The organism is Bradyrhizobium sp. USDA 4501, assembly GCF_054062115.1.
Window position 1 is genome coordinate 4476405 of sequence record NZ_JBSSEX010000001.1, and the last position, 21768, is coordinate 4498172.

At 62.1% G+C, this 21768-nt stretch carries 21 protein-coding genes; 8 read left to right on the top strand and 13 right to left on the bottom strand.

Annotation, left to right across the window (positions count from 1 at the left end; genetic code table 11):
• Positions 1-145: 145 nt before the first annotated feature.
• The 8 genes from ACVWZM_RS20515 to ACVWZM_RS20550 all read right to left on the bottom strand — a co-directional run bounded on the left by ACVWZM_RS20515 (position 146) and on the right by ACVWZM_RS20550 (position 12161).
• On the bottom strand, positions 146-1324 hold the full coding sequence (locus ACVWZM_RS20515; RefSeq protein ID WP_253588589.1) for an acyl-CoA dehydrogenase family protein: 1179 nt from the start codon (positions 1322-1324) through the stop codon (positions 146-148).
• Positions 1325-1389: 65 nt separating this feature from the next.
• Entirely contained in the window at positions 1390-3402 is a 2013-nt protein-coding gene (locus ACVWZM_RS20520; RefSeq protein ID WP_456854497.1) for a non-ribosomal peptide synthetase, read from the bottom strand.
• A 36-nt stretch (positions 3403-3438) separates the two neighbouring features.
• Complete coding sequence (locus tag ACVWZM_RS20525; RefSeq protein ID WP_244559021.1) at positions 3439-4479, bottom strand: thioesterase domain-containing protein; 1041 nt, start codon at positions 4477-4479, stop codon at positions 3439-3441.
• Between the two features lie 47 nt (positions 4480-4526).
• The gene (locus ACVWZM_RS20530; RefSeq protein WP_244559022.1) at positions 4527-5438 is read right to left on the bottom strand and encodes a 4'-phosphopantetheinyl transferase family protein; all 912 of its coding nucleotides are present in this window, start codon (positions 5436-5438) and stop codon (positions 4527-4529) included.
• A 253-nt stretch (positions 5439-5691) separates the two neighbouring features.
• Positions 5692-6855 (bottom strand): GNAT family N-acetyltransferase, encoded by a 1164-nt coding sequence (locus ACVWZM_RS20535; protein ID WP_076834834.1) that lies wholly within the window; start codon positions 6853-6855, stop codon positions 5692-5694.
• A gap of 381 nt (positions 6856-7236) precedes the next feature.
• Positions 7237-9852, bottom strand: a complete 2616-nt coding sequence (locus ACVWZM_RS20540) for an AMP-binding protein (RefSeq protein WP_456854500.1) — start codon at positions 9850-9852, stop codon at positions 7237-7239.
• Positions 9853-10132: 280 nt separating this feature from the next.
• Positions 10133-11143, bottom strand: a complete 1011-nt coding sequence (galE, locus tag ACVWZM_RS20545) for a UDP-glucose 4-epimerase GalE (RefSeq protein ID WP_456854502.1) — start codon at positions 11141-11143, stop codon at positions 10133-10135.
• A 97-nt stretch (positions 11144-11240) separates the two neighbouring features.
• A complete protein-coding gene (locus tag ACVWZM_RS20550) occupies positions 11241-12161 on the bottom strand; it encodes a LuxR C-terminal-related transcriptional regulator (RefSeq protein WP_057021175.1) in 921 nt (306 codons plus the stop codon).
• A gap of 460 nt (positions 12162-12621) precedes the next feature.
• Between ACVWZM_RS20550 and ACVWZM_RS20555 the strand changes: the two genes are divergently transcribed.
• Positions 12622-13278, top strand: a complete 657-nt coding sequence (locus ACVWZM_RS20555) for a LuxR C-terminal-related transcriptional regulator (protein ID WP_225162391.1) — start codon at positions 12622-12624, stop codon at positions 13276-13278.
• 52 nt (positions 13279-13330) lie between these two features.
• Here ACVWZM_RS20555 and ACVWZM_RS20560 read toward each other — a convergent pair whose 3' ends face one another.
• Together ACVWZM_RS20560 and ACVWZM_RS20565 are read right to left on the bottom strand one after the other, a co-directional pair.
• Entirely contained in the window at positions 13331-13747 is a 417-nt protein-coding gene (locus ACVWZM_RS20560) for a VanZ family protein (protein ID WP_083715236.1), read from the bottom strand.
• A 623-nt stretch (positions 13748-14370) separates the two neighbouring features.
• On the bottom strand, positions 14371-14607 hold the full coding sequence (locus ACVWZM_RS20565; RefSeq protein WP_028335246.1) for a DUF6894 family protein: 237 nt from the start codon (positions 14605-14607) through the stop codon (positions 14371-14373).
• A gap of 579 nt (positions 14608-15186) precedes the next feature.
• Here ACVWZM_RS20565 and ACVWZM_RS20570 point away from each other — a divergent pair.
• From ACVWZM_RS20570 to ACVWZM_RS20595, 6 genes are all read left to right on the top strand, one after another.
• The gene (locus ACVWZM_RS20570) at positions 15187-15447 is read left to right on the top strand and encodes a hypothetical protein (RefSeq protein ID WP_076834843.1); all 261 of its coding nucleotides are present in this window, start codon (positions 15187-15189) and stop codon (positions 15445-15447) included.
• Between the two features lie 221 nt (positions 15448-15668).
• On the top strand, positions 15669-16010 hold the full coding sequence (locus ACVWZM_RS20575) for a hypothetical protein (RefSeq protein WP_456782899.1): 342 nt from the start codon (positions 15669-15671) through the stop codon (positions 16008-16010).
• Positions 16011-16190: 180 nt separating this feature from the next.
• Positions 16191-16907 (top strand): septum site-determining protein MinC, encoded by a 717-nt coding sequence (gene minC, locus ACVWZM_RS20580; RefSeq protein WP_028335249.1) that lies wholly within the window; start codon positions 16191-16193, stop codon positions 16905-16907.
• Between the two features lie 21 nt (positions 16908-16928).
• Positions 16929-17744: a septum site-determining protein MinD gene (gene minD / locus ACVWZM_RS20585; RefSeq protein ID WP_057021178.1), complete on the top strand. Its 816-nt coding sequence runs from the start codon at positions 16929-16931 to the stop codon at positions 17742-17744.
• The gene (gene minE / locus ACVWZM_RS20590; RefSeq protein ID WP_026192121.1) at positions 17744-18022 is read left to right on the top strand and encodes a cell division topological specificity factor MinE; all 279 of its coding nucleotides are present in this window, start codon (positions 17744-17746) and stop codon (positions 18020-18022) included. The genes minD and minE overlap by 1 nt, the downstream gene beginning before the upstream one ends.
• Positions 18019-18315, top strand: coding sequence for a hypothetical protein (locus tag ACVWZM_RS20595; protein ID WP_057021179.1), 297 nt, complete (start codon positions 18019-18021; stop codon positions 18313-18315). Before minE ends, ACVWZM_RS20595 begins: the two co-directional genes overlap by 4 nt.
• Before the next feature lie 156 nt (positions 18316-18471).
• On the opposite strand, the gene ACVWZM_RS20600 is transcribed toward ACVWZM_RS20595, so the two are convergent.
• Positions 18472-19275: an NAD-dependent protein deacetylase gene (locus ACVWZM_RS20600; protein WP_076834846.1), complete on the bottom strand. Its 804-nt coding sequence runs from the start codon at positions 19273-19275 to the stop codon at positions 18472-18474.
• A 153-nt stretch (positions 19276-19428) separates the two neighbouring features.
• Between ACVWZM_RS20600 and ACVWZM_RS20605 the strand changes: the two genes are divergently transcribed.
• Positions 19429-19809 (top strand): c-type cytochrome, encoded by a 381-nt coding sequence (locus ACVWZM_RS20605; protein WP_229189985.1) that lies wholly within the window; start codon positions 19429-19431, stop codon positions 19807-19809.
• 20 nt (positions 19810-19829) lie between these two features.
• Here ACVWZM_RS20605 and ACVWZM_RS20610 read toward each other — a convergent pair whose 3' ends face one another.
• Both ACVWZM_RS20610 and ACVWZM_RS20615 read right to left on the bottom strand, forming a co-directional pair.
• Entirely contained in the window at positions 19830-20987 is a 1158-nt protein-coding gene (locus tag ACVWZM_RS20610) for an Ig-like domain-containing protein (RefSeq protein WP_456854504.1), read from the bottom strand.
• A gap of 185 nt (positions 20988-21172) precedes the next feature.
• Entirely contained in the window at positions 21173-21637 is a 465-nt protein-coding gene (locus tag ACVWZM_RS20615) for an Lrp/AsnC family transcriptional regulator (protein ID WP_057021181.1), read from the bottom strand.
• Positions 21638-21768: the final 131 nt, after the last annotated feature.

A 21768-nucleotide genomic window follows, 5' to 3' on the forward strand; every position in this document is an offset into this window, starting at 1 on the left:
GAATCCGGCGCGCCGTATGCTGCGTCGGTCGCCGCGACCCGGCCCGGATGCCGAGACCATTCAAAGCCCGGCCCGCCGCGCGAAGCGCCGGCACTTGGCCTTTCTGCAAGCAACGCCAGAGCGACGCCTCAACGCCGCGTCAGGATCATGACATCGATGCGACCACCTCAAGCATCACTTCGGTCGCGCCGCCGGCGATGGAGAGGACGCGGGCGTCACGCGCGACGCGCTCGATCGCGCTCTCGCGCATGACGCCCATGGCGCCGTGGAACTGCACGCAATCATACGCGACCTCGTTGACGAGCTCGCCGCAGATGGCCTTCAACATCGAGATCTCGCGCAGGCAATCGTCATCGGCCGCCATGCGCCAAGCGGTGGCATAGAGAAACCCGCGGCTTGCCTCCACTTTCGCAGAAAGCATCGCGAGCCGTTGACGGATCGCCTGCATGTCCCAAAGGACGCCCCCGAATGCCCGGCGGGTTTTCACGTAGGTGAGGGTCATGTCGATCGCTGCCTCGGCCATCCCTATCGCCATGGCGGCGAGGACAAGGCGTTCGTTCTGCAAGTTGCGCATGATTGAGTAGAAGCCTTGTCCCTCCGCGCCGAGCACGTTGTCGGCGGGGATGCGGCAGCCGTCGAAGACAAGTTCCGCCGTGTCGGAGGAGCGCCAGCCGAGCTTGTCCAGCTCGCGCGCGACGCTGAAGCCTGGCGTTCCCTTCTCGACGAGGAACATCGTGATCCCGTTGCTTCCGGCCGAGGGATCAGTCTTGGCCGCGACGCAGTAGAGATCCGCGTGGACGCCGTTTGTGATATAGAGCTTGGTGCCGTCGAGCACGTAGGAGTCGCCGTCCCGGACCGCGCGCGTGCGGATGGCTTTCACGTCCGAGCCCGCATCCGGCTCCGTGATGGCGATCGCGGTGATCACCTCGCCGCTGATAATGCCCGGCATCCAGCGCGCCCGCTGGGCTTTGGTCCCGTCGTGAAAGACGTACGAGGAAGCCATGTCGGCATGGACGAGCATCGCGTCGGCGGCGCCGCCATAGGTCGAGCGCCCGAGCTCCTCGGCGAAGACCGTTGACGCGACAGAGTCCATTTCGGCGCCACCATACTCAGCCGGGTAGCGGATGCCGAAGAAGCCGAGTTCGCCCATGCGGCGCAGGATCGAACGGGGAATGAACCCGTTCTCTTCCCAGTGATCCGCGCAGGGCTTGATTTCCTCCTTGACGAACCGGCGGACCTGGTCCCGCAAGAGCTCATACTCCGCCGCCATCCAGGGCAGCTCCGGCTCTCGTGCCGCGTTCCAAGCTTTGTCCATCATCTTCATCCGATCTGCTGCGAGCCTGACTCAAAGGCTCCTGTCCCGCCCAAGACCAGGCGGAGACCTTCCGGCTAGAGTTCGACCTCCTCTCTCGGTCCCTCCGAGAGGGAAGGGGCATTGGAATCGGCCACCCAGCGCATTCCGTCGATGACTTCCGCCAGTTCGGCCAGTGTCGGCCGCTCAAAGAGGTTGCGAAGCTGCACGTCGACGCCGAAGATCTTTCGCATGCGCGACACCGCCCGCACCACCAGGAGCGACTCCCCGCCCAGTTCGAAGAAGTTGTCGTGGCGTCCGATCGACTCGAGCTTCAGGAGTTGACACCATAGAGCGGCCAGCGCCTTCTCGGTCTCTGTCGAGGGGGCGGCGAAGACCTGCGCCGGCTGGATGTTTTCCGCCGTCGGCTCGGGAAGCGATGAGCGGTCGATCTTGCCGTTGGGCGTGAGCGGCATCCGCTCGAGGCGAACGTAGTGCGTCGGAATCATGGACTCCAGCAGTTCTTCGGCGAGGTGCGCGCGCAGGTCCGCCACGGTCAGGGGTTTCGACGCAACATAGTAGGCCACAAGTCGTGCGATGCCGTCTTCGGGCGTCGACGGTTCGCCATGGCCGATTTGGGTCGTTTTCTGTGTCGCTGCTCTCGTCATCGAGGCGGCGACGGCGCATTCCTGAACGTCCGGGTGCTTGAGAAGCCGTGCTTCGATCTCGCCGAGCTCGATACGGGTGCCGCCGACCTTCACCTGATGATCGGCGCGGCCGAGAAATTCCAGGCGTCCTTCCGAGTTCCAGCGGGCGAGATCGCCCGTCTTATAGAGCCGCAGCTTCGAGCGCCCATCTCGGGGATCGGTGACCGTGCGGAAACGCTCGTCGGTCAGATCGGGGCGATTGAAATAACCTCTCGCGAGACCGTCGCCGGCAATGAACATCTCACCGATAATCCCGGGGCCGGTGGGCTGATATTCTATGCTGAGGACGTAGATGCCCGCATTCGCGGCCGGAACGCCGATCGGCACCGATGCGGATTGATCCCGATCGGTGTCGAAGCGGTGAATCATGCAGCCCACCGTGGCTTCGGTTGGTCCATACTCGTTGTAGATCTCGACAGGATGGGGAATAGCGTTGGTGATATCGCGAGCCAGCGCGGCCTTGAAGTCCTCACCGCCCACGATGAATTTGCGCAGTCTTGTGGTCTCTAGATTGCGGTCGCGGATCATCGCGAGATGCGCCGGCGTCAGCTTGATGATATCCACTGCATTGTCGTCGATCACCTTCAGCACGACCATGCTCTGCACTCCGGGATCGCCAAGATAGACCGCGATGCGGCCGCCGGTGATGAGTGGCGTAAAGAGCGTTGTGACCGTCAGGTCAAATGCGAGAGATGAGAAAAGGGGCCATGCGAGACTTTCGCCGGAACTGTACACCCGGGCGGCCCACCAGATGTAGTTCACCAGGCTTCGGTGCTCGATCTCGACGCCCTTGGGAGTGCCGGTCGAGCCGGAGGTGAAGATGATATAGGCGGCGCCGTCCGGCGTGGCAGCGGACGGTCGGGCCGAGGCCGGCTGATTCGAGATCGACTCGAGATCGGCGTCGAGCACGAAAATTTCGGCAAGGTTCGCGGCAATGCCCGAACGCAGGCTCGACTGGGTGATCGCCACGGGCGCCCGCCCGTCGGTCCCGTTGGAAATGTCCTGCAGGATTGTTGTGATACGCCCCTTCGGCGTTGCCGCATCCACCGGCACATAGGCCGCGCCGGACTTCAGCACGCCCAGGATCGCAACGACGACTTCAATGGAGTGCTCCATGAAGACAACGGCAATCCGGCCCGGGCCCACGCCGGTCGAGCTCAAATACGCGGCCATCTGGTTGGAGCGTTCGTCGAGCTGCCGGTAGGTCAGCGTTGCATCGCCAAAGCGGATCGCTTCAGCGTCAGGACTACGCGTCGTCTGGTCGCGGAAGAGATCGATGATCGTCTTGTCCGACGGATAGCGTGCCGCCGTGGCGTTGTAATCGACAACCAGCGCCTGATGATCGGAATCCTTCAGCAGGGGAAGCGCTACGCCCTCCGGCGCGATAGGTAGGACTTCGTTCATGAAATACGCTCCCGTCGGGAAAACTAAAAACGAAAATCACGTGTTCTGCTTCTGGGTTGCCTGGCGATAGAGGTCTGCGATGGCAGGTGCGTCAGGTTCCATCAGCATCGAGGCTTCGTTGCAGTCATCGGGCCCGAAGTAAAATTCGGCATGCGGCACTACTTGTAGCCATCGGTGTGGCGCGGCGCCCGATCGCAGCCAGGCTTTGTTGGGAAGGATGATGCAAACCCGACCGGAATACGGAGTGGGAGTGTAGCGCTGAAAAGCCGCGATCGCCGTGGATTTGAGCAGAGCCCTGCTCGCCAATACCGGGTCTGTCGCGACAGGCTCATTGCTCTTGCCAACGAGGGGTACGAGGGCGCGGACGTGCTCGCGCAGGCGACTGCCGAAATATCGGAGACGGGCGCCGAATGTCGGCAGCTTCGCTGTCTCATGCAGGAACGATTCCGCCTTGCCCCTGGCAATGAAATACAGCCGGCGCGGCCATTCCCCATAGGTGGTGGGGTGAAGCGGGCCAAACAGCGCAACGCATGAGACCTCGGACTCGCGCTGTCCCAGGATTCTCGCCAGTTCAAAAGCTGTTGGAGCGCCCGAGCAATAGCCGACGATGATGTACGGACCGGTCGGCTGATATTCGACGATCTGGCGGGCGAAGTACTCGGCGATATCTTCGACGCGATCCATCGGCTCGCTCTGCCCATCGAAGCCAGGCGGTTGGAGGGCGTAGAACGGTTGATCGACGCCCAGGTGCTTCGAGAGGTCCAGGAATGAGGACGGTGCCCCGACATGACCGGGGACTGCGTAAATGGGTATGCGTGTGCCGCGAGACTGCAACGGAACGATTGCAGACGGTTGCTTGGCCGCGGCTGTGGCCATGTTCAGAAACGCGATGATCTCGCCCTTCCGCCCCTGCAACTGATCGCGAAGCTCCGCCGTCAGCGCGCCGGCCGGGGCGTTGCAGCGCAGCCGGTCGCCATCCACCCAGACCTTGATGTCCTTGACCGCGAGGTCTGCGAGCAGCTCCGAAAACTGCATCACGTGCGCTGACATCGGGCTTTTCATCGATGAAGCTGACATTTCCTGTTCCGTGCGCCATCGCGGTGACTTCGACTCCGGATGACAGTTCATTTCCGGACGACCACGCTCCCAACATATCCAGGTTGCGGTACGAAGCTTCGGACAGCCCAATCCCTTTCATCCCAGGAAATCGGCTGTCCCAAGCCACACCCCAGCGCCTTGGAGACAGCCTCCAGCCGGGTCCAACGCTGGAGGAAGCCTTCCAGCCGGTCTTCCGGATCGAGGGCGGCGTAGGACTCGTATTCGGAGGTGGAAAGGCAGAGCGCTGCGATCTCGTCCGCTTCGGGCACAGGGAGGATTGCCTCGATGTCCACGCCGACCTCTTGCCTGATCGAGAGGGCGATGACCGCTACTTCTCCAGATCGCGAGGCGCTGAAGCGCACGTCGCGGGCGGGCATGCGGCGGGAGAGGTGGGGTTTGCCCAGCCGTCCATATTCCAGCTCGATCTCTGAAGGCGAAATTCTCAGTCTGGAAGCGAGGACCTGGCGCAGCTGCCCGCGGCTAACAATGAAGCGGCGGCGATCGCGCTCCAATCTCAATCCCGCGGCGCGCCGATGTTCTTCCTCGTTGAGGCAAGCGCTTAGCTCCCGGATGACGTCCTGCTCCACATGGAGCATGAATGCCAGGACCTCCAGACCATCATGCTCGAGAACCGGCGTGATGACCCCGGGTCTCAGCTCAACTGCTTTGTCCAAAAAGCTCAAAGGGGCGGTGCCGGCTCCGCGAGCCCCACATTCAAGTTTGCGATAGCCTCGCCCGTCAAAGGAACGACTATTTTCCCACTCGCTCTGTTCACAGGCACCCGTGCGAAAAGCCATCACAACTTGCTTTCTATTAGCCTCGATCCGGATTGCCGCCGGTAGGTTGCGAACGGTATTGCGATGGGCATTCGAGCGGACTGCTGATTGAAATTTTAATCGCGCACCGCCATGGCTCAATGGACCATCGTAATTACCCATTTTTTGCCAGTTCCCGTCCGGTGCCACGGATCGGACTGCTTGAGTTGAGTGACCTGGTGGCAAAGTGCCGCGTCCTTCCGCCAAAAGCGCAAGCGGGGGAATATTCCTGGGGGAATCGGACCGCTAGACGGTCAATGGATGCAGTCCAGGCGTCAGCGCCTGCCCCGGCCGGCAGTCAGAGGGGGAGAAGCACCGACATGGCCACATCGCTGACCTGGACATTGGTTCTCGCCAAGGAGCCCAAACCGATCGACTAGGAGCCAGCCCCGAATACGGAATACAGAGCCGCGGTCTTTTTTGGAAGATTCGTGGCAATGGTCCGTAGCATCCGCTTGGCACTGCGGAGCTTGGCCTCGATGTGGCGCTCTGGACTGTCTCTGCCGACAGCGATCCACGCCATGGCCTGCTCCCTGTTGGCCAGATGGGACTTGTGCCCGCCGCCACCGGCCAGGAAGTCGTAGCCACTTTCCCCGCGTGCAATGCTGTCCTCAATAGCCAGCACATGGCTGACGAGCCCGGGCTTGAGCCGGCTATCGCTCTCATAGAGAAAGCCGCTCTGGTAGTTCAGGACACGGCCGTCATGCACGAAATTGTACACGACCCCAATTGTCTCGTTCCCAACCAGCGTCCGTGAGATACGAACGGCCCCCGTCGGGACTCCGCGCGCAATCAGCTCCTCGTGAAACGGACGGAAGCCGGGATTGGCGAAGGCTCCCCTGCGTCCCCATCGCGACCGATGAAAGTCGCCCAGCAATTCGAATGCGGCGAGGGCCTCCGTCGTCGTTTCCATGATCCGGAGTTCAACGGGGCCGCGTTCGGCATACAGCCGCATGGCGCGGTTTACGGCCTGGCGCGTACTGCGGCCCAATGTGGCGCGATAATCCCCCCCGCGCTGGCGGACCGGGGCAAAATCGACCCACAATGCCGCATCAGCTTTTTTCACCTCGGTCACGAGCCCGGCCCGGCCTGCGGCGCGACTGGCAGTCGCCTCAAGGTCCGGATCAATTCCGGAGAGCACCAGCTGATCCGAGCGGTGCAAGCGGGACGTCAACGCATTGAGGCCTGCGGATATGATGGCATCGGATTGCTCTGCAAGAATACCGTTGTACTCGATGAACAATCGGTCGAAGCGAGTATCTCCCGTTTCATTGAGCAGCCAGCGCGTCCGCGCATGCGGCCCGAGACTCCACGCCCTCCGCCGGCAAATAATCGCCAGGCCAACGATCTTGCCTGATGACCGGGCCACGAGGACGTGTGGTCGCGCGCCATCCGGGATATGCCGCACCCAAGTGCCGATCCAGAGCCAGGACAGGAAGAACGAGTGAGTCACTCGCGCTTCGAGCTCCTTCCATGAGGATTCAAGCCACGCAATGCTCTCCAGGGCATCCAGGCTGACATCGGTAACCGTCTCAGGCATGCTTTCCCGTTCCAACGCCGGAGGGCTGAATGCGCGACGTGACGGGAATACCGAAGGATCGAGCTGCAATGTTCGCGCAAGATCCGATGATGGATGGCTCGTCACGCGCGGATATCCCTCTGGCAGACACGTCCTGGTTGGGCGTCTCTGACCGTTGTCTCGGCGGAGGCCGATGACGGCAACTATATCCGGAATTCGATCGAGGCGCGGACCCTTTCTGATTACCCACGGTAGCTGCTTGTGCCAGCGCAGCAACTGTGCCGAGGTGAAGCTGTGATCGACCGGGTTCGAGGCTGGTGCAGCGCGCTCCGGCCTTCGGCGTCCGATGGCCTCGATGCTCCGCCCGCTCATCGGGGCGTGTCATGGCTGACGTCCGATTTCTCACGTGGCGCTCGATCCCGAGGCGAGTTTTTCAAATCTCCGCCGCAGGTGATCCACGAGCAGTTCCGCACCGATCAACAGGCAGCCCGGATGTCCGCCGGGCACCTGTATCAATTCCAGTTGAGGGCTGAGATGCCGCCACGCTCGGCCATCGTGGTCGGCCGCGTAAAAGGCCACCGGGATCTCGAGCGGCGCCGGACAATACCGCGCCATTGCGATTGAATGAGCGTCCCACAACGCCGTTGGAATTGCGACCTTGGCGATCGCAGGCTGTTCGTTCGCCGGAAGCTTCAGGTATCGCTCCAGTCTCACCATTTGCTCGAAGGTCCAACGCAAGAGATAAGGCGAAACCAGCGGCTTCAGCAGCCCCAGGATCGCCCGTGGCATTGGACGGGCACTGACGGTCGGCGGGTCCACCATCGTAACCAAATCAACCGTGTGGCCGGCAGCCATCAGCTGGCGGGCCACTTCGAACGCCACCATGGCGCCATTGCACTTGCCGCCCAGAAGAAAGGGACCGCTCGCTTGCCTTGCCAGGATGAACGGCAGGCGGTCGGCGGCCATCGCCTCGATCGAGCCCGGAATCGGCTCGCCATGAAGACCGTGGGGATTGATCGAGATGATCGGATAATCCGGCCCCAGAAGCTCTACCACCCGCCGCACACTCGCGTGGCCGCTGACAAGGTCGCCGTTGAAAAAGTACAGCGGAGACCGCGTGCCAGGCGCATGGGGCTGGAAGAACGGCGTCGTCCACGTGTCCGTTGGTGCGGAAACCCTTGCGGCAAATTGCCGGACGGTTTCTGCCCCGAACATGATGGTTTCCGGCACGGGATAGCCGACGAGCCGCTCGACCTCGATCAGCATCTCCATCGCGAGAAGGGAGTCTCCACCGCTGGCAAAAAAATCATCGTCAACGGTCACGGCCTCGTTCTTGAGCAGCCTGCGCCAGAGGGGCAGCAACTCGGCTTCCAAATTCAACGGCCCGTTCGCGACGGGCGCCGGCGTCGTCGCCTGGTGCCCCCGTGGCCGGTCGACCAGCTCGCGCAGACGTCGCCGCTGAACCTTTCCCGTCACCCCCTTCGGCAGATGGTCGAGCGTCAGAATGCGTCTCGGAATCTTGAACGAGGCCAGCTCGCGTTGAAGGAACAGGCGAAGCTCCGCAGCGCTCGCCTGCGCGCCGCGATGAGGGACGATGGCGACTGCGACGTCCTCGCCCAGGCGCGGATGCGAGATCGCGAAGGCCGCAGCTTCGGCGATGGCCGAATGTCGCAATAGCGCGGCCTCGATCTCGGCGGGAGAAATCTTCTCACCACCGCGATTGATCAGCTCGCTCAGGCGGCCGTGCAGCGAAAGGAAGCCGTCTTCGTCGAGGCTGCCGATATCGCCGGTGCGAAACCAACCCTTCGTGAAAGCGGCTTGATTGAGTTCCGGCGCATCGAGATAGCCCGACGTCACGGTCGGTCCACGAATCCAGATCTCTCCGCGCTCGCCGGCTGCCAGGGGATGTCCATCCTCGCCAACGATGGCCACGGTATCGGGCCAGGGTCTTCCGCAGGTGCCCGGCCTGTTCGGACCAGGCGGCAGCTGGTTGGCGGCGATCTGGGCCGCCTCGCTGGAGCCGTAATGCTCGAGCACCGGCACGCCGAGAGCGTGTTGCAGGCCGTCCTGCACGGCCCTCGGGAGCGGCGCGCCGCCCGACATCGCGAACCGCAAAGTGTGCGCCGGCTGTGCATTCTCGAGGCTTTGTGCCTTGTCCAGCACCGTGGTGTGAAGCGTCGGGCCTGCCGAGTACCAGGTCGGCCGCAAGACATCGAACCACTCATCGAGTGCGACGACGGCACTGTTCGCCGGGATGGCAATGCTGCCTCCCGTCAGCAACGGCGTGAAGACCGTCACTTTGAGCCCATGGGAATAGTAGGGGGGCGACACGCTCAGGCATCGGTCCCGGGACGTGAGGCCGAACCAGGCCTGAAGGCGTTCGGCCGCCGCCAGCATATTGTCATGGCTGAACGGAATGAGCTTCGGCTGCGCGGTCGTGCCCGACGTCTGCAGAATGAAGGCGGGGGAGCGCGGATCCGGCTCGGCGTCGATGGCAGGGGAGCCGGCAACTTGCACGGCGATCTCGAGTCCAAGCTGGCCCTGTCCGACCGGAGCGGCTTCTATGACGGCAAGCGTTCTGCGTGCTGCGGCCTGGCGAGCTTCAGGGGCACTGCCCTGCAGCACAACGAGGGCGCTCAAGTTGAGCATGTCGAGGCGCTGCTCGATTTCAGGCAGGGAGAGGCGTGGGTCGAGGGGCACCGCGACGGTACAGCAGGCGACTGCCACGATGGCGAGAACCGCCTCCGGGCCGTTCGGCATCAAGACCCCGATCCGGGTATTACAATCGAAACCGGCCAAGCGCAGCCGCCGGCGGATTGCGTTCAACTGGCGTTCAAGACCGTTGTATGTCAGAGGCTCGAAAGCGCTCGAGACGATCGCCGGCTGGTTCGGAAACCGACTGGCAGTTCGACCTATGACCTGGCTTATTGTGAGCCGGGCTTCCGACTCCCCATGGTCGCGAGCGTGGAAGCTCTCGGAACACATGGTGGCGGCAGGCGTCTCGTTGTCCAGAAGCATTCCGTCCTACCTTGAACAACGTAAGTCGGCTCGCACAACCATAGCGCGCCGCTCCCGAAGATGCCTTGCTGTACAGCAAGTGATGGCGGCAATTAGGGATTAGCCAATATTCGGTGCGTCATCCTGCCATCCTGCCGATTGCGACCATTGCTGAGTGGTGGCGTAACCAGGCGGCGGCGCGACTTGAGCTCGCCGATGCGAGCAGTCGTCCGGCTTGCTCGGGATTGAACAGGCCTCGAACAAGACGGAAATTCTCGAAGACGGAGATCGCTCTCGCCGACTACGCGCCGCGATAGCCATTCGGGTTCTTCATCTGGAAATGCCAATGGTCGGCACACATCTGTGTCAGCGATCGCGCTGATGTCCAGCCCAACAGGTTCTTCGCGAGAGTTGGATCGGCATAGCAGATTGCGACGTCACCGACCCTGCGTTGGTCGATCACATACGGCACGGGCCGGCCACTCACTTCCTTGAATGTCCGGATCACGTCCATGACGCTACTGCCGCTTCCTGTTCCGAGATTGACCGTCAGAAGGCCGGGCTGTCTCAGTTGGCTAAGGGCGCTCAGATGTCCGGATGCAAGATCGACAACGTGAATGAAGTCGCGGATCCCGGTGCCGTCCGGAGTATCATAGTCGTTTCCCCAAACATGCACCGTCGGACGTCGTCCGATCGCCACTTGTGCCACAATAGGCAACAGATTGTTCGGCACATCCAGGGGATCTTCTCCGATCAGTCCGCTTTCGTGGGCGCCAACCGGATTGAAGTAGCGCAAGATGGCAATCCGCCAATCCTTGTCGGACTCATGAAGGTCCTTCAGTATTTCTTCGATGAAGTATTTTGTGCGGCCGTACGGATTGATCGGTGCGACGGGATGCTTCTCGTCCAGCGGCAGGTACGCGGGTGTCCCGTAAACGGTTGCGGATGAACTGAAGACCAGCGTCTTGACGGATGCTCGCGTCATGGCCGACACGAGCCGCATCGTTCCCACGACGTTGTTGTCGTAATAGGTGATGGGTTGAGCGCTGGACTCGCCCACCGCCTTGAGGCCGGCGAGATGAATGACCGCAGTCACGTCGTGGGCGCGCAGGATCTGGTAGATCGCCTCTTCATTGCGAATATCGGCATGCCGGAAAATGACCGATCGCCCGCAGATGGCTCGTATCCGTTCGAGAGAGGCGCTGTTGCTGTTGGAAAGATTGTCGACCGCGACGACATCGAGCCCGGCGTCGAGTAGGGCGACAGCGATGTGGGATCCGATATAGCCGGCACCGCCGGTCAACAAGATCATTTCCGCTTCCGTTTCGCGTCTGCGTGGTCAATGCTCACCGCGCGCGGGAAATCATCCCGCGCGGTGATGCCGATGCGCCAGACCGGACGAGTCTCAGCTATTTCCGCAGTCGGATCGCCCCGTCGGCTTTTGAGCTCATGTCCTTGCGGGTATGGCCGTTGGCGAGGGAGACTTCGAAGTAGTTCTCCGCATGGTCGATCGCGCCAAGTGGCGCCGGCCGGCCCGCTCTCGCAATCTTGGGAATTTCCCGGCCAGATGGGAGGAGCCGCTCGGTTACGTCAACGATCTGATGCGCCGAACTGCTGTTTCTCGACCAAGCCGCAGATCGATGGTTCAATCCCCAGATTGCTGCCTGCGTTCTGTTTTGAACCCGAATCTTGCGAAGGATCGCCTTGATGTGAACCTTCACCGTGGCTTCGGCAATCTTGATCTTGCGCGCAATGCACTTGTTGGAATCGCCTTCAATCAGGCACTGCACAATTGAAACTTCCCGCGGCGAAAGTTGCTGAGCCAGCGTGTCATCTGCCGTTGCGACGGCATGATCGTCATCGTTGGGTACAGGAGCATCGTCCACCTCGCGTTTCTCGGTCTCGAGAGCGGACTCCAAGAATGCCGGCGGGAATACCGTCCCACCCATCATGACGAGTTCGATGGACTTGATGAACGCGTCGCAGTTCATCACGTCGATGAAATATCCGGTGGCGCCGGCTCGGAATGCGGCAACCAGATCATTCAGATGAAAGTGATCCGCGACAACTGCGACACGTGCATCCGCGTGACGGCGCTTGAACGAGTCGATTTGCTCGACTGTCGGGCGAAAATCATCGCCACTATGAACGATGAGGAACAATGACGGACTCGCGGGGGCTTTCTGAAGCGCCTCATCGCTGGGCCAATCATCGGCGTCGTATATCGAGGTTAGGACGAAATTCTCCGAATTTAGAATTCTTGCAAGGCCTTCTTTGCGAAGACTATTTTCACCAACCAGTGCAATGGCAAAAGGATATCGTCGTCTCATGGAAACTCTCCCGGACGCTACAATGATACAAGCGGTTGAAGGGTTGAACCCGATTCATTTTTGGTGGCCCGCCCAGCTGAAAAGAACGACGTAAAAACAAGCTTCCTCAGATTCGGTCGATAGAACAAACCTGGGACGAAAAGCGCTTAACTCACTCCGAAAATATTTAAGAATGTTAGATGCTAATCCCCAATATCCCTATATACCGTTGGTTATAGGCATTTGGGGCCGCCAAACTGACGAGGGTGGTCTCTCGGTCCCGGTCGACAGGCACTCGCTGAGGGTGCCTCGGATCGTCGCTGCGATTACGCGTTGTGGAATCTGGTTATCGGCGCGCTCCAGGCGGTAGATTCACGGGACCAAACGACAACAAAACCTTACTGAAATATCTCATATTGGAGTAGCTTATTAATGACATGGGCGCCGATCTGAACTGAGGGGGATTGAGGGTTGATCGGAAATGCATTTCAGTCGTGTAGTCATTGCCAGTAGATATCCAGTCGTTTTATTGGGTCTGAACTGCCTGCTCGAAGCAGAGCGTGATTTCAAAGTTGTTGCTCGCTGCAATGATATTGCGAGCTGCTTCAAGGCAATACAGAGCCTCGCGCCCGACATCGCCATTTTGGACATGTCGATGCCTGACATTTCTGGGCAGGCCATGCTCGAGGTCGCAAACTCCGGGGCGCTTGGTGTGCGGCTCGTGTTTCTTGCCGCCTCGGTTGAGGATCGCGATCTCGCCATGCTCGCAGCAGCGGGAGCTTGCGGTGTTCTTCTGAGCGAGGAGGAGCCCGAAACGCTCTTGCAGACGTTGCGGCAAGTCGCCGACGGCCAGAAGACATTGCCTCCGCCCTCGTACGAAGAAGCCATCCCTTATGCGCAAACGACGATCCCGGAGAAATATCTTGCGGTGCTGACGGACCGCGAGCGTCAGATCATGCGTTTGGTGTCGGAGGGCTTGTCGAACAAGGAGATTGGCCGCCGTCTGAAGGTGGCCGACGGTACCATCAAGGTTCATCTGCACCACATCTTCCGCAAGCTCGAGATCAGCAACAGGACCGTCCTTGCTACGCTTGCCGTCTCATATTCCGGGCCGACCGGGTCTCCATCCGTCGAATAGCGGCGACGGACCGGCGTTTTTCATCGAGCTTCATGCGCGATGATCATCCCCGCTAGGCCAACGGGCTGTCTGTCCGCCTGGAGATTGCGGAAAACGAGCGTCTCAAGGCAGTTGCGATGAAAACGCCTGCACAACAGCCGGCGCCTTTGACGAACATGTCCTTTACGTATCCATGTCTGTCGGGGAGCAGTCTTTGGATGAGTTCGAAGCCGACGACGATAGCGAGAAGGACGAGCAGGATTGGCAGCACGTGCTTCGGATAGGCGAGCGAAAAGGCGACCCCGATAATGAACAGAGCTGCAAAACGATCGATGTTCGCCGATATCAACGTGTGCGGACGGAATGCCAGCGGTGTATCGGTGACGATGAAGAGGCCTAGGATCAAACCCCAAGCCAAGCATCGGAATACGGTTTGCGTCATCCCTTGTGGTTCAGCAAGAGCGCAGTAACCTGGTTTCATCATTCGCATTCGCAACTACTCTTCAGGCGCGGCCGTTTTAAAGAGATGGATCGTCGTTGCACGATGGGGGCAAGCTCAACTGCGGATCACCATGGCGGGCTAGGTTTTGCCAAGCCACTGGCCAATGTCTCTGGATCCGATGACCCGTTTGGGCCGGTACGGGTTGATCGTTCCAGCTGAAAGTCTCTCGATGCGCTGGTCCTCCGCCAGTTTCCTTGTGAACTGCTTCGCATCCTGTTCGGATACGAATGTCGCAGTCCTTCGTGCGTGCCTGTCGGGCGGAGCATCGCGTTGATCAATGAAGGAGACGTACCAGATGTGCCTTGCTGTCATGCGGGACCTCCGAGGTCAGGTCTAGGCGCGAATACAAATTCGAGACACCAGGCGGTGATATCTGAAAGCTGATCGGCAGAAAGCTTCTTCTCCATTGTGTAGTCGTGATTGGTTTCTGCGAGCCAAAGCAGGCCGGCGATTGGTCCGTCCGCAATGGACGGGAATTGCAGCTTTCGCTCAGCGTGTCGCCGGGGCTTTCAGAGTACTCCTCCTGGACATCAAGCTTGCATGCTTCGTTCCATCGCGAAGTTTGAAGATGGCCACGAGGCGCCGCAAGCGAGCGCTGCGTTCGCTGCTATTCATGCCGCAATGGAAAACTGAAGGACGAACAGTGACTGGCCGCCCGGCTCGGGGCTGTCGCTGATTTCGACATGCCAGCGAAGATGACGCAAGAATGGCTCCGTCACGTCGTGCTTGAGTATCTCGCCGCTCAGTTCAATCGCCGTCGTCCGTGCGGCGAAAATGTCGGGAAGATCCAGGCCGACATCATCGAGCACTGAATGGCCGCCGTGGATATGAAAAAAATACCGCGGCATTGGTGTCTCCGGATGAGGCGAACATTCCGACGACTGCGACGAGCTCGACGCATCAAAGTGGTGTCATCGCACCACGGTGAGGCGGACGGCAAGCCGCTATTCTAGGAGGGCGGATCATCATTGTTGGGTACCCCGACGTGGACCTGCACCATCATCGGTTCGGAAGGTCGAGCGACGCATCGGGTCGACAGAGGAGACCAGCCGAATTCGTGTTGGCTTGTCGGCAATGAGCCAGCGATTCGGTCATCGTGATTTCGAGACAATGGCAAGCGGCTGGCGGGAAGCAGAGAGCGCCGCTCGTCACCGCGAATACAATCACGCCGTTACAGAAGCTGAGGCAGGCGGCCGACCAGCGGGAAACGGCTGCGGACCACCGGACGCGCCGAGATCTCTCGGATGGTCAGGGAAGCGTGCGGCAATGCCTAGCACCCGAAGCTAACGAGCAGCATTTTCACGACGGCCCGTGGTGCTCGCCAGCGACGCCGGCGATCAATTATTTGTGCGGTGCGGCAACATTGATATTGCATTGCAATAATAGCTGACTAACTCTGCTTATCACGTGCCACTGAGGAGCCTTCCGTGATCAAGATTTCCCTCTCCACCCTTGCCGCCGCTCTCGCGATCGCAACCGCCGCGTCCGCTGCGGAGCTTCCGACCTATGAGGCTGCGGGTCTGCCGATCTCGGCGGTGCAGGCCGGCGTGATTGGCGCCGCCAACGCCCGCGAGCAGGCGCCTGTTGCGACCACATCGGCGACGCCGCATCAGCTCAGCGTTCTGACGCCCCGCAACAAGATGACGACCGCGCGGGCCGCTGCCCGCACCGACCGCTCGGTCCACTGATCGGCATAGCCGTTCCCGGAAGGCCCGCGACGACGTCGCGGGTCTTCGGCGGGCGTAGAGCAAATACATCGCGCGCTCAGCTGCGTCCGACGCAAGCTCGCGCCGCTCGCCGCCGCCAAGTGGCGCCTCACGCCGTTGGCGCGAACTCCCGCAGGTGGAGTTTGATTGCGGCGTCGACCTCGTCCGGGTGATCGACCTGAGGCAGTCGCCGAGGTCGAGAAATGGTGGCCGATCGTCAAGTCGGCGAATATCAAGGCGGAATAGCTACAACGATGATTTTCGGCGTGATCGGCAGATGCGCGTTAAGGCATCCGCTGTCATGGCAGGGCTGGCAGCTTGCAGGCTCGGCACTGGAAATCGTCGCCGCGCTCGTCGGCGCGAACTTCGAATTCCTCCGAAACCCGAACAATTCGGTTGCGAAGCGGGGCGACCTCGGAAAGCTCAGCGTGGCCCGTGCGTCGGCATTTCGGGCACCGCAGGATCTCAATCCAGTAGGTTTGGGTCATGACGTCGTCTGCAAACGCTCGCGCAATGATAACCCCGACTGGCGCGAAGAAAATTGATCCAGCTCAAAAACGCGGCCGCATCTCCTCCAATTCCGCACCTGTTCAAACGCCAAAGCGCGTTTCGAGGGCCCCGGGGCGAGCGCTGCTCAAATCGGTGAAAACCCTGACCGCGTTAACCTTTGATTAACCATGCGGTCCGATTGTTAACCATTCGACAAGACAACCGAGTCAGGGGCGATGGACGCAACTCAACAGGTCGCACGTCAGCAGGTCCGCATGCGCGGCCGTTCCTACGTTGCGTTCGTTTTCTCGCCGGTCGTGCCTGTCGTGTCCTGGCTGGCCGAGATCGACGCGACGCTGGCGAAGTCGCCGGGCTTCTTCACCGGAAAGCCCATCGTGCTCGACCTCTCGGCGGTCGATCTCAGCCAGACCGCGATCGCGCATCTGATCGGCAGCCTCGGCGAGCGCAACATCCGCATCCTCGGCATCGAGGGCGTCGACGAATCGAAGCTCGGCGCCAACATGCCGCCGCTTCTGACCGGCGGCAGGGCCTGCGCGATCACCCATGTCGAGCCGCAGAAGCCGCAGGTGCAGGAAAAAAACAAGGACAAGGACAAGACCAAGTTGCCGTCGCTGCTGCTGGAGAGCCCGGTCCGTTCCGGCCAGTCGATCGTGTTTGCCGAGGGCGACGTCACCGTGCTCGGCTCGGTCGGCTCCGGCGCCGAGATCGTCGCCGGCGGCTCGATCCATGTCTATGGCACGCTACGCGGCCGCGCGATGGCCGGCATCAACGGCAATTCGGCGGCCCGCATCTTCTGCCAGAGGATCGAGGCCGAGCTGCTCGCGATCGATGGCTACTACCAGACTGCGGAAGAAATCGCCGACAGCTTGCGCAACCGGCCCGCCCAGGCGTGGCTCGAGGGCGAAATGCTGCGCATTACACCATTGAACTGACCGACCACAAGGAGAGAGAGAATGGCCAAGGTATTGGTCGTGACGTCTGGGAAGGGCGGGGTCGGCAAAACGACCTCAACCGCCGCGCTCGGCGCGGCGCTCGCGCAAATGGGTCAGAACGTCGTCGTCATCGATTTCGACGTCGGCCTGCGCAACCTCGATCTGGTGATGGGCGCGGAGCGTCGGGTGGTGTTCGACCTCATCAACGTGGTGCAGGGCGTCGCCAAGCTGCCGCAGGCGCTGATCCGCGACAAGCGGCTGGAGAATCTCTGGCTGCTGCCGGCGTCGCAGACCCGCGACAAGGACGCGCTGAGCGAAGAGGGCGTCAAGCACGTGATCGCCGACCTCAAGACCAAGTTCGACTGGATCCTGTGCGACAGCCCGGCCGGCATCGAGCGCGGCGCGACGCTCGCGATGCGCTACGCCGACGAGGCCGTTATCGTCACCAATCCGGAAGTGTCGTCGGTTCGCGACTCCGACCGCATCATCGGCATGCTCGATTCCAAGACGGTCCGCGCCGAGCGCGGCGAGCGCGTCGAGAAGCATCTTCTGGTCACCCGCTATGATGCCGGCCGCGCGGCGCGCGGCGAGATGCTCTCGATCGACGATATCCTGGAGATCCTTGCGACCCCCTTGCTCGGCATCGTCCCGGAAAGCCAGGACGTGCTGCGCGCCTCCAATGTCGGCTGCCCGGTCACGCTGAACGCAGCAAGCAGCGCGCCGGCGCGGGCCTATACCGATGCGGTGCGCCGCCTGATGGGCGAGGCGGTGGAGATGACCGTGCCGGTTCAACGCAAGGGACTGATGGATCGGCTACTGCGACGGAGGGCGGCATGATGAACGTAATGCGGCTGTTCGGCGGCCGCGCCGCATCGGCGCCCGTCGCGCGGGAGCGGTTGCAGATCCTGCTTTCGCATGAGCGTGGCCGGACCGGCGCGCCAGATCTCCTGGAGACACTTCGCTCGGAAATCCTGAGCGTGGTTTCCAAGCATATCGACGTCGACCCCGACAAGGTCGTGGTCCGGATGGACCGTGGCAAGTTCGTCTCGATGCTCGAGGTCGACATCGAGGTTCCCAATGGCGTGCAACGATCGAAGATGGTGGCGGCCACATGACGGCAGACAGCGATAGTCACATTGCCTGGCAGCGCGCGCAGCTCAAGAAGCTGCGGGCGGCGTTGAGGGCGATCGAGGCCGATCAGCTCGGCAAGGCCAATTGCGGCCGCGCGACGCAGATGACGATCGACGAATTGCAGCGCAAGATCGGCGAGTCGGGCCGCTGCATCGCGGAGTACGAGCGCCGGACCCGTCGCCCGCTGGCGACGGACCTCGGCAGCCTCGCCAGCGTCAGCTGGACGCACTGGAACGCCAACATGCCGATGGCCAAGGCGCCGCGCCACCGCGCGTAGTGCGATAATTCTCCCGTCGTCATTGCGAGCCACCCGGTCGGCGCAAGACGCCGCCGGATGACAGGCTCCGCGAAGCAATCCATTTTTCCGCATAGGCGGCTCGATGGATTGCTTCGTCGCTATCGCTCCTCGCAATGACGTGGAGAGAGCAGCGACCTACAGCAAAAACGCCAGCGCGCTCTCGCAACTATCCTCGACTTTGAGGGTGAGCAGCTCGTCGGCGCGGGTGCGGCCGAGATTGACGGCGGCAATCGGCAGGCCGTGCTGCTCTGCCATCCGGACGAAGCGAAAGCCGGAATAGACCATCAGCGAGGAGCCGACCACCAGCACGGCGTCGGCCTGCTCGAGATGCGCCTGCGCCGACGCGACCGTATCGCGCGGCACGTTCTCGCCGAAGAACACCACATCGGGTTTCAGCACGCCGCCGCAGGCTTCGCAGGCCGGCACCACGAACGACGAAAAATCTTGCTCGAGATCGGCGTCGCCGTCGGGAGCGTCGGCGGCATCGAGCGTGAGCCAGGCGGGGTTTCGTTGCGCGAGCTCGTGCTGGAATTGTTCGCGCGGCATCGTCGCGCCGCAGCCGAGGCAGCGCACCACGTCTAATCGGCCGTGCAGGTCGATCACCCGCCGGCTGCCGGCGGCCTGGTGCAGGCGGTCGACATTCTGGGTCAGCAGCAGCTCGCAGCGCCCCTGCTGTTCGAGCTTGGCCAGCGCGCGATGCGCGCCGTTCGGCGCGGCGCGGCCGAACCGTCGCCAGCCCACCATGCTGCGCGCCCAGTAGCGCTGCCGCGTCGCCGCCTCGCCCAAGAACGCCTGGATGGTGACCGGGCGCGTCCGCTTCCAGTTGCCGTCGCTGTCGCGATAGTCAGGAATGCCGGAATTGGTGCTGCAGCCCGCCCCGGTCAGGACAAACAGGCGCTGGTGGCCGGCGACGAAATCCTCGAGGGCGGGGTGTGGCATGGCAGCACATCTAGTGCGGCGTGCGTATCTGCGCCAGATGTGGGGCCTGCCGCGAGCGGACCTTTCACGCCGCCTCTGCGTTGACGGCATGGCACCCGAGGCGTGGTGCTGCGCGCGCCTGTTTGCCTGGCGCAATTGCCGACGGAGTGATCGATGCGGCCGGGATTCATCGTCGTCGTTTGCGGGCTGATGTCGTTGGCCTCATCGCCGTCCCATGGTCAGGATGCGGGCGTGTCCGGCGAGCAGGCGTTCAACAATTCCTGCCGCACCTGCCACACGGTCAAGGACGGCGACAACCGCGTTGGCCCGAACCTGCACAATGTCGTCGGCCGCAAAGCCGGGTCGGTTGCGGACTTCCCTTATTCGGAGGCGATGAAATCATCCGACATCGTCTGGGATGAGAGCACGCTGCTGCGCTTCATCGAAGATCCCGAGGCCGTGGTGTCGGGCAACGGCATGAAGCCGTATACCGGCGTGCGTTCGGCGGAGGATCGCGCCAGGATCGTGGCGTTCCTGAAATCCCCCGGCAAGTGACCGTTGGCGGAAGGCCGGTCTCACCTTGCCGGCACGACGAAGACCTGGCCGGGATAGATCAAATTGGGATTGCGGATCTGCTGCGAGTTGGCCCGATAGATCACGGCGTAGCGCTGTCCGGCGCCGAATGCGCGCTGGCTGATCCGCCACAGGCTGTCGCCGCGGGCGACGGTGGTCGTCGTGATCTTCGGCACGATCACGGCGGAGGGGGACTTCACATCGGATGCGGTGGCGGTTGCCGCCGCGGCGAGCTGCGGTTTGACCACATCCGCGCGGCCGGACGAGGTTGGCGATGCCGGGATCGATGCGGTCGTCATCATGTCCGGAACGTTGAACGGCACCTCGGCCCGCGCGCGGACCTTGCCGGAGCTGGGATCGACGTCGTCAAGCCGCACCTGATAGTTGCCGGCGGTCACGCCCTTGTTGATCGTGACCGAGAGATGTCCCGCCTCGTCGGCCGTCGCGGACGTGATCAAGCTGCCGTTGAGATAGAGCCTGACGGTCGCGCCGGGAGCTGCCTGACCGCTCACATGGAGCTTGCCGTCCGGTTCGGTTTCGACGGCCTCGATGGCCACTTTCCCAGCGGCCGGCGCCGTGGCCGCAGGTTGCGACAGCACGCGGACCGGTTTGTCCGGTGCCATCAGCGCCACCATCGGCCGCTCCCGCGTCGCAGCCTCGAGCGCCACCGCCACGCTTTGCTTGGAGGTCACCTGCTTACCGTCGCGCGTCATGCGCAGGGTGAGGTCATAGTTTCCCGGCGGAAGCGGGCGCGGGACCATGACGAACTGGCCGGACTTGTCCACCACGACGCGATCGTGCACCTCGCCATTGCGCAGCAGTTCCACCGTCGTGCCCGGTAGCGCCCGGCCGGCAACAACGGTCTCGCCGGTCGGCTCTATGTTGACGACGTCGAACTCCGGCACCGCGTCGCCGCCTGGTGCTGGCGCCGGTCCCGCCAGCACGTCGGCCAAGGCCGCGGTCTCGGTTTGCGCCTTTGCCAGCGCGGTCTTGTTTTGGTCTCGCGCCGGAGCCGCTGGCGCGGATGGTGCCGTCGCCGTCAAAGGCGTGCTCCCGCCCAGGATTTGCTGGGTTTGGCGGATGCCGAAGACGAGCGCCGCCGTGCCGCCGGCGGCAAGTGCCAGCAACGGAATGACCAGTCGGATCGCCGTGGCGTTCATGATTGTCATCCGCGGATGATGTCCCCCGCGCATCCGCGCGCGACCCCCGCCCCCCGCGGGGATTTAGTGAGAGACTGCGCCGGTTTGCGCCGGCCATCAAGTCGGATGAAGGGATTACTTCTCTCGGGCAGGCCGGCCGATCTGGCGGCTCGCGGCGCCCGGCCCGGGTCGGGATCACGTCAGGTTCAAAATTCCAGCGCCGCATTGTCCACCACCTCCTTCATGACGAAGAAGGTGCGGGTCTGCCGCACGCCGGGCAGCGCGATCAGCTGATCGCCATGGATGCGCTTGAAGTCGTCGACGTCGCCGGCGCGGATCTTGAGGAAGTAGTCGAAATCGCCGGCGACGAGGTGGCAGTCGAGCACGCATTTGAGCTTCGCCACCGCCTGCTCGAAGCTCGCAAAGCTTTCCGGTGTCGAGCGGTCGAGCACGACGCCGACCATCACCAACGTGCCCTTGCCGAGCTTGCGCGGCGCCACCATGGCGCGGACGCCGCTGAGATAACCCTCGTCGAACAGCGCTTGCGTCCGGCGATGGCAGGTGGCGGGGCTGACGCCGACCTGATCGGCCAGCTCGGCATTGCTGAGCCGGCCGTTCTTTTGCAGCAATCTCAACATCTTGAGGTCGATGCGGTCGAGTCGGGCGGACATGGAAGAATCTCTCACTATTGGTCGATTTCATGAGAGAAAATATACCATCAGGGCCAGATCCGGCAATCTTCGGCAATTGTGCAAGCTGAGTTAGAGAGCACCTTTCGCGCCTGGGGTGATAGCTGTGGCCG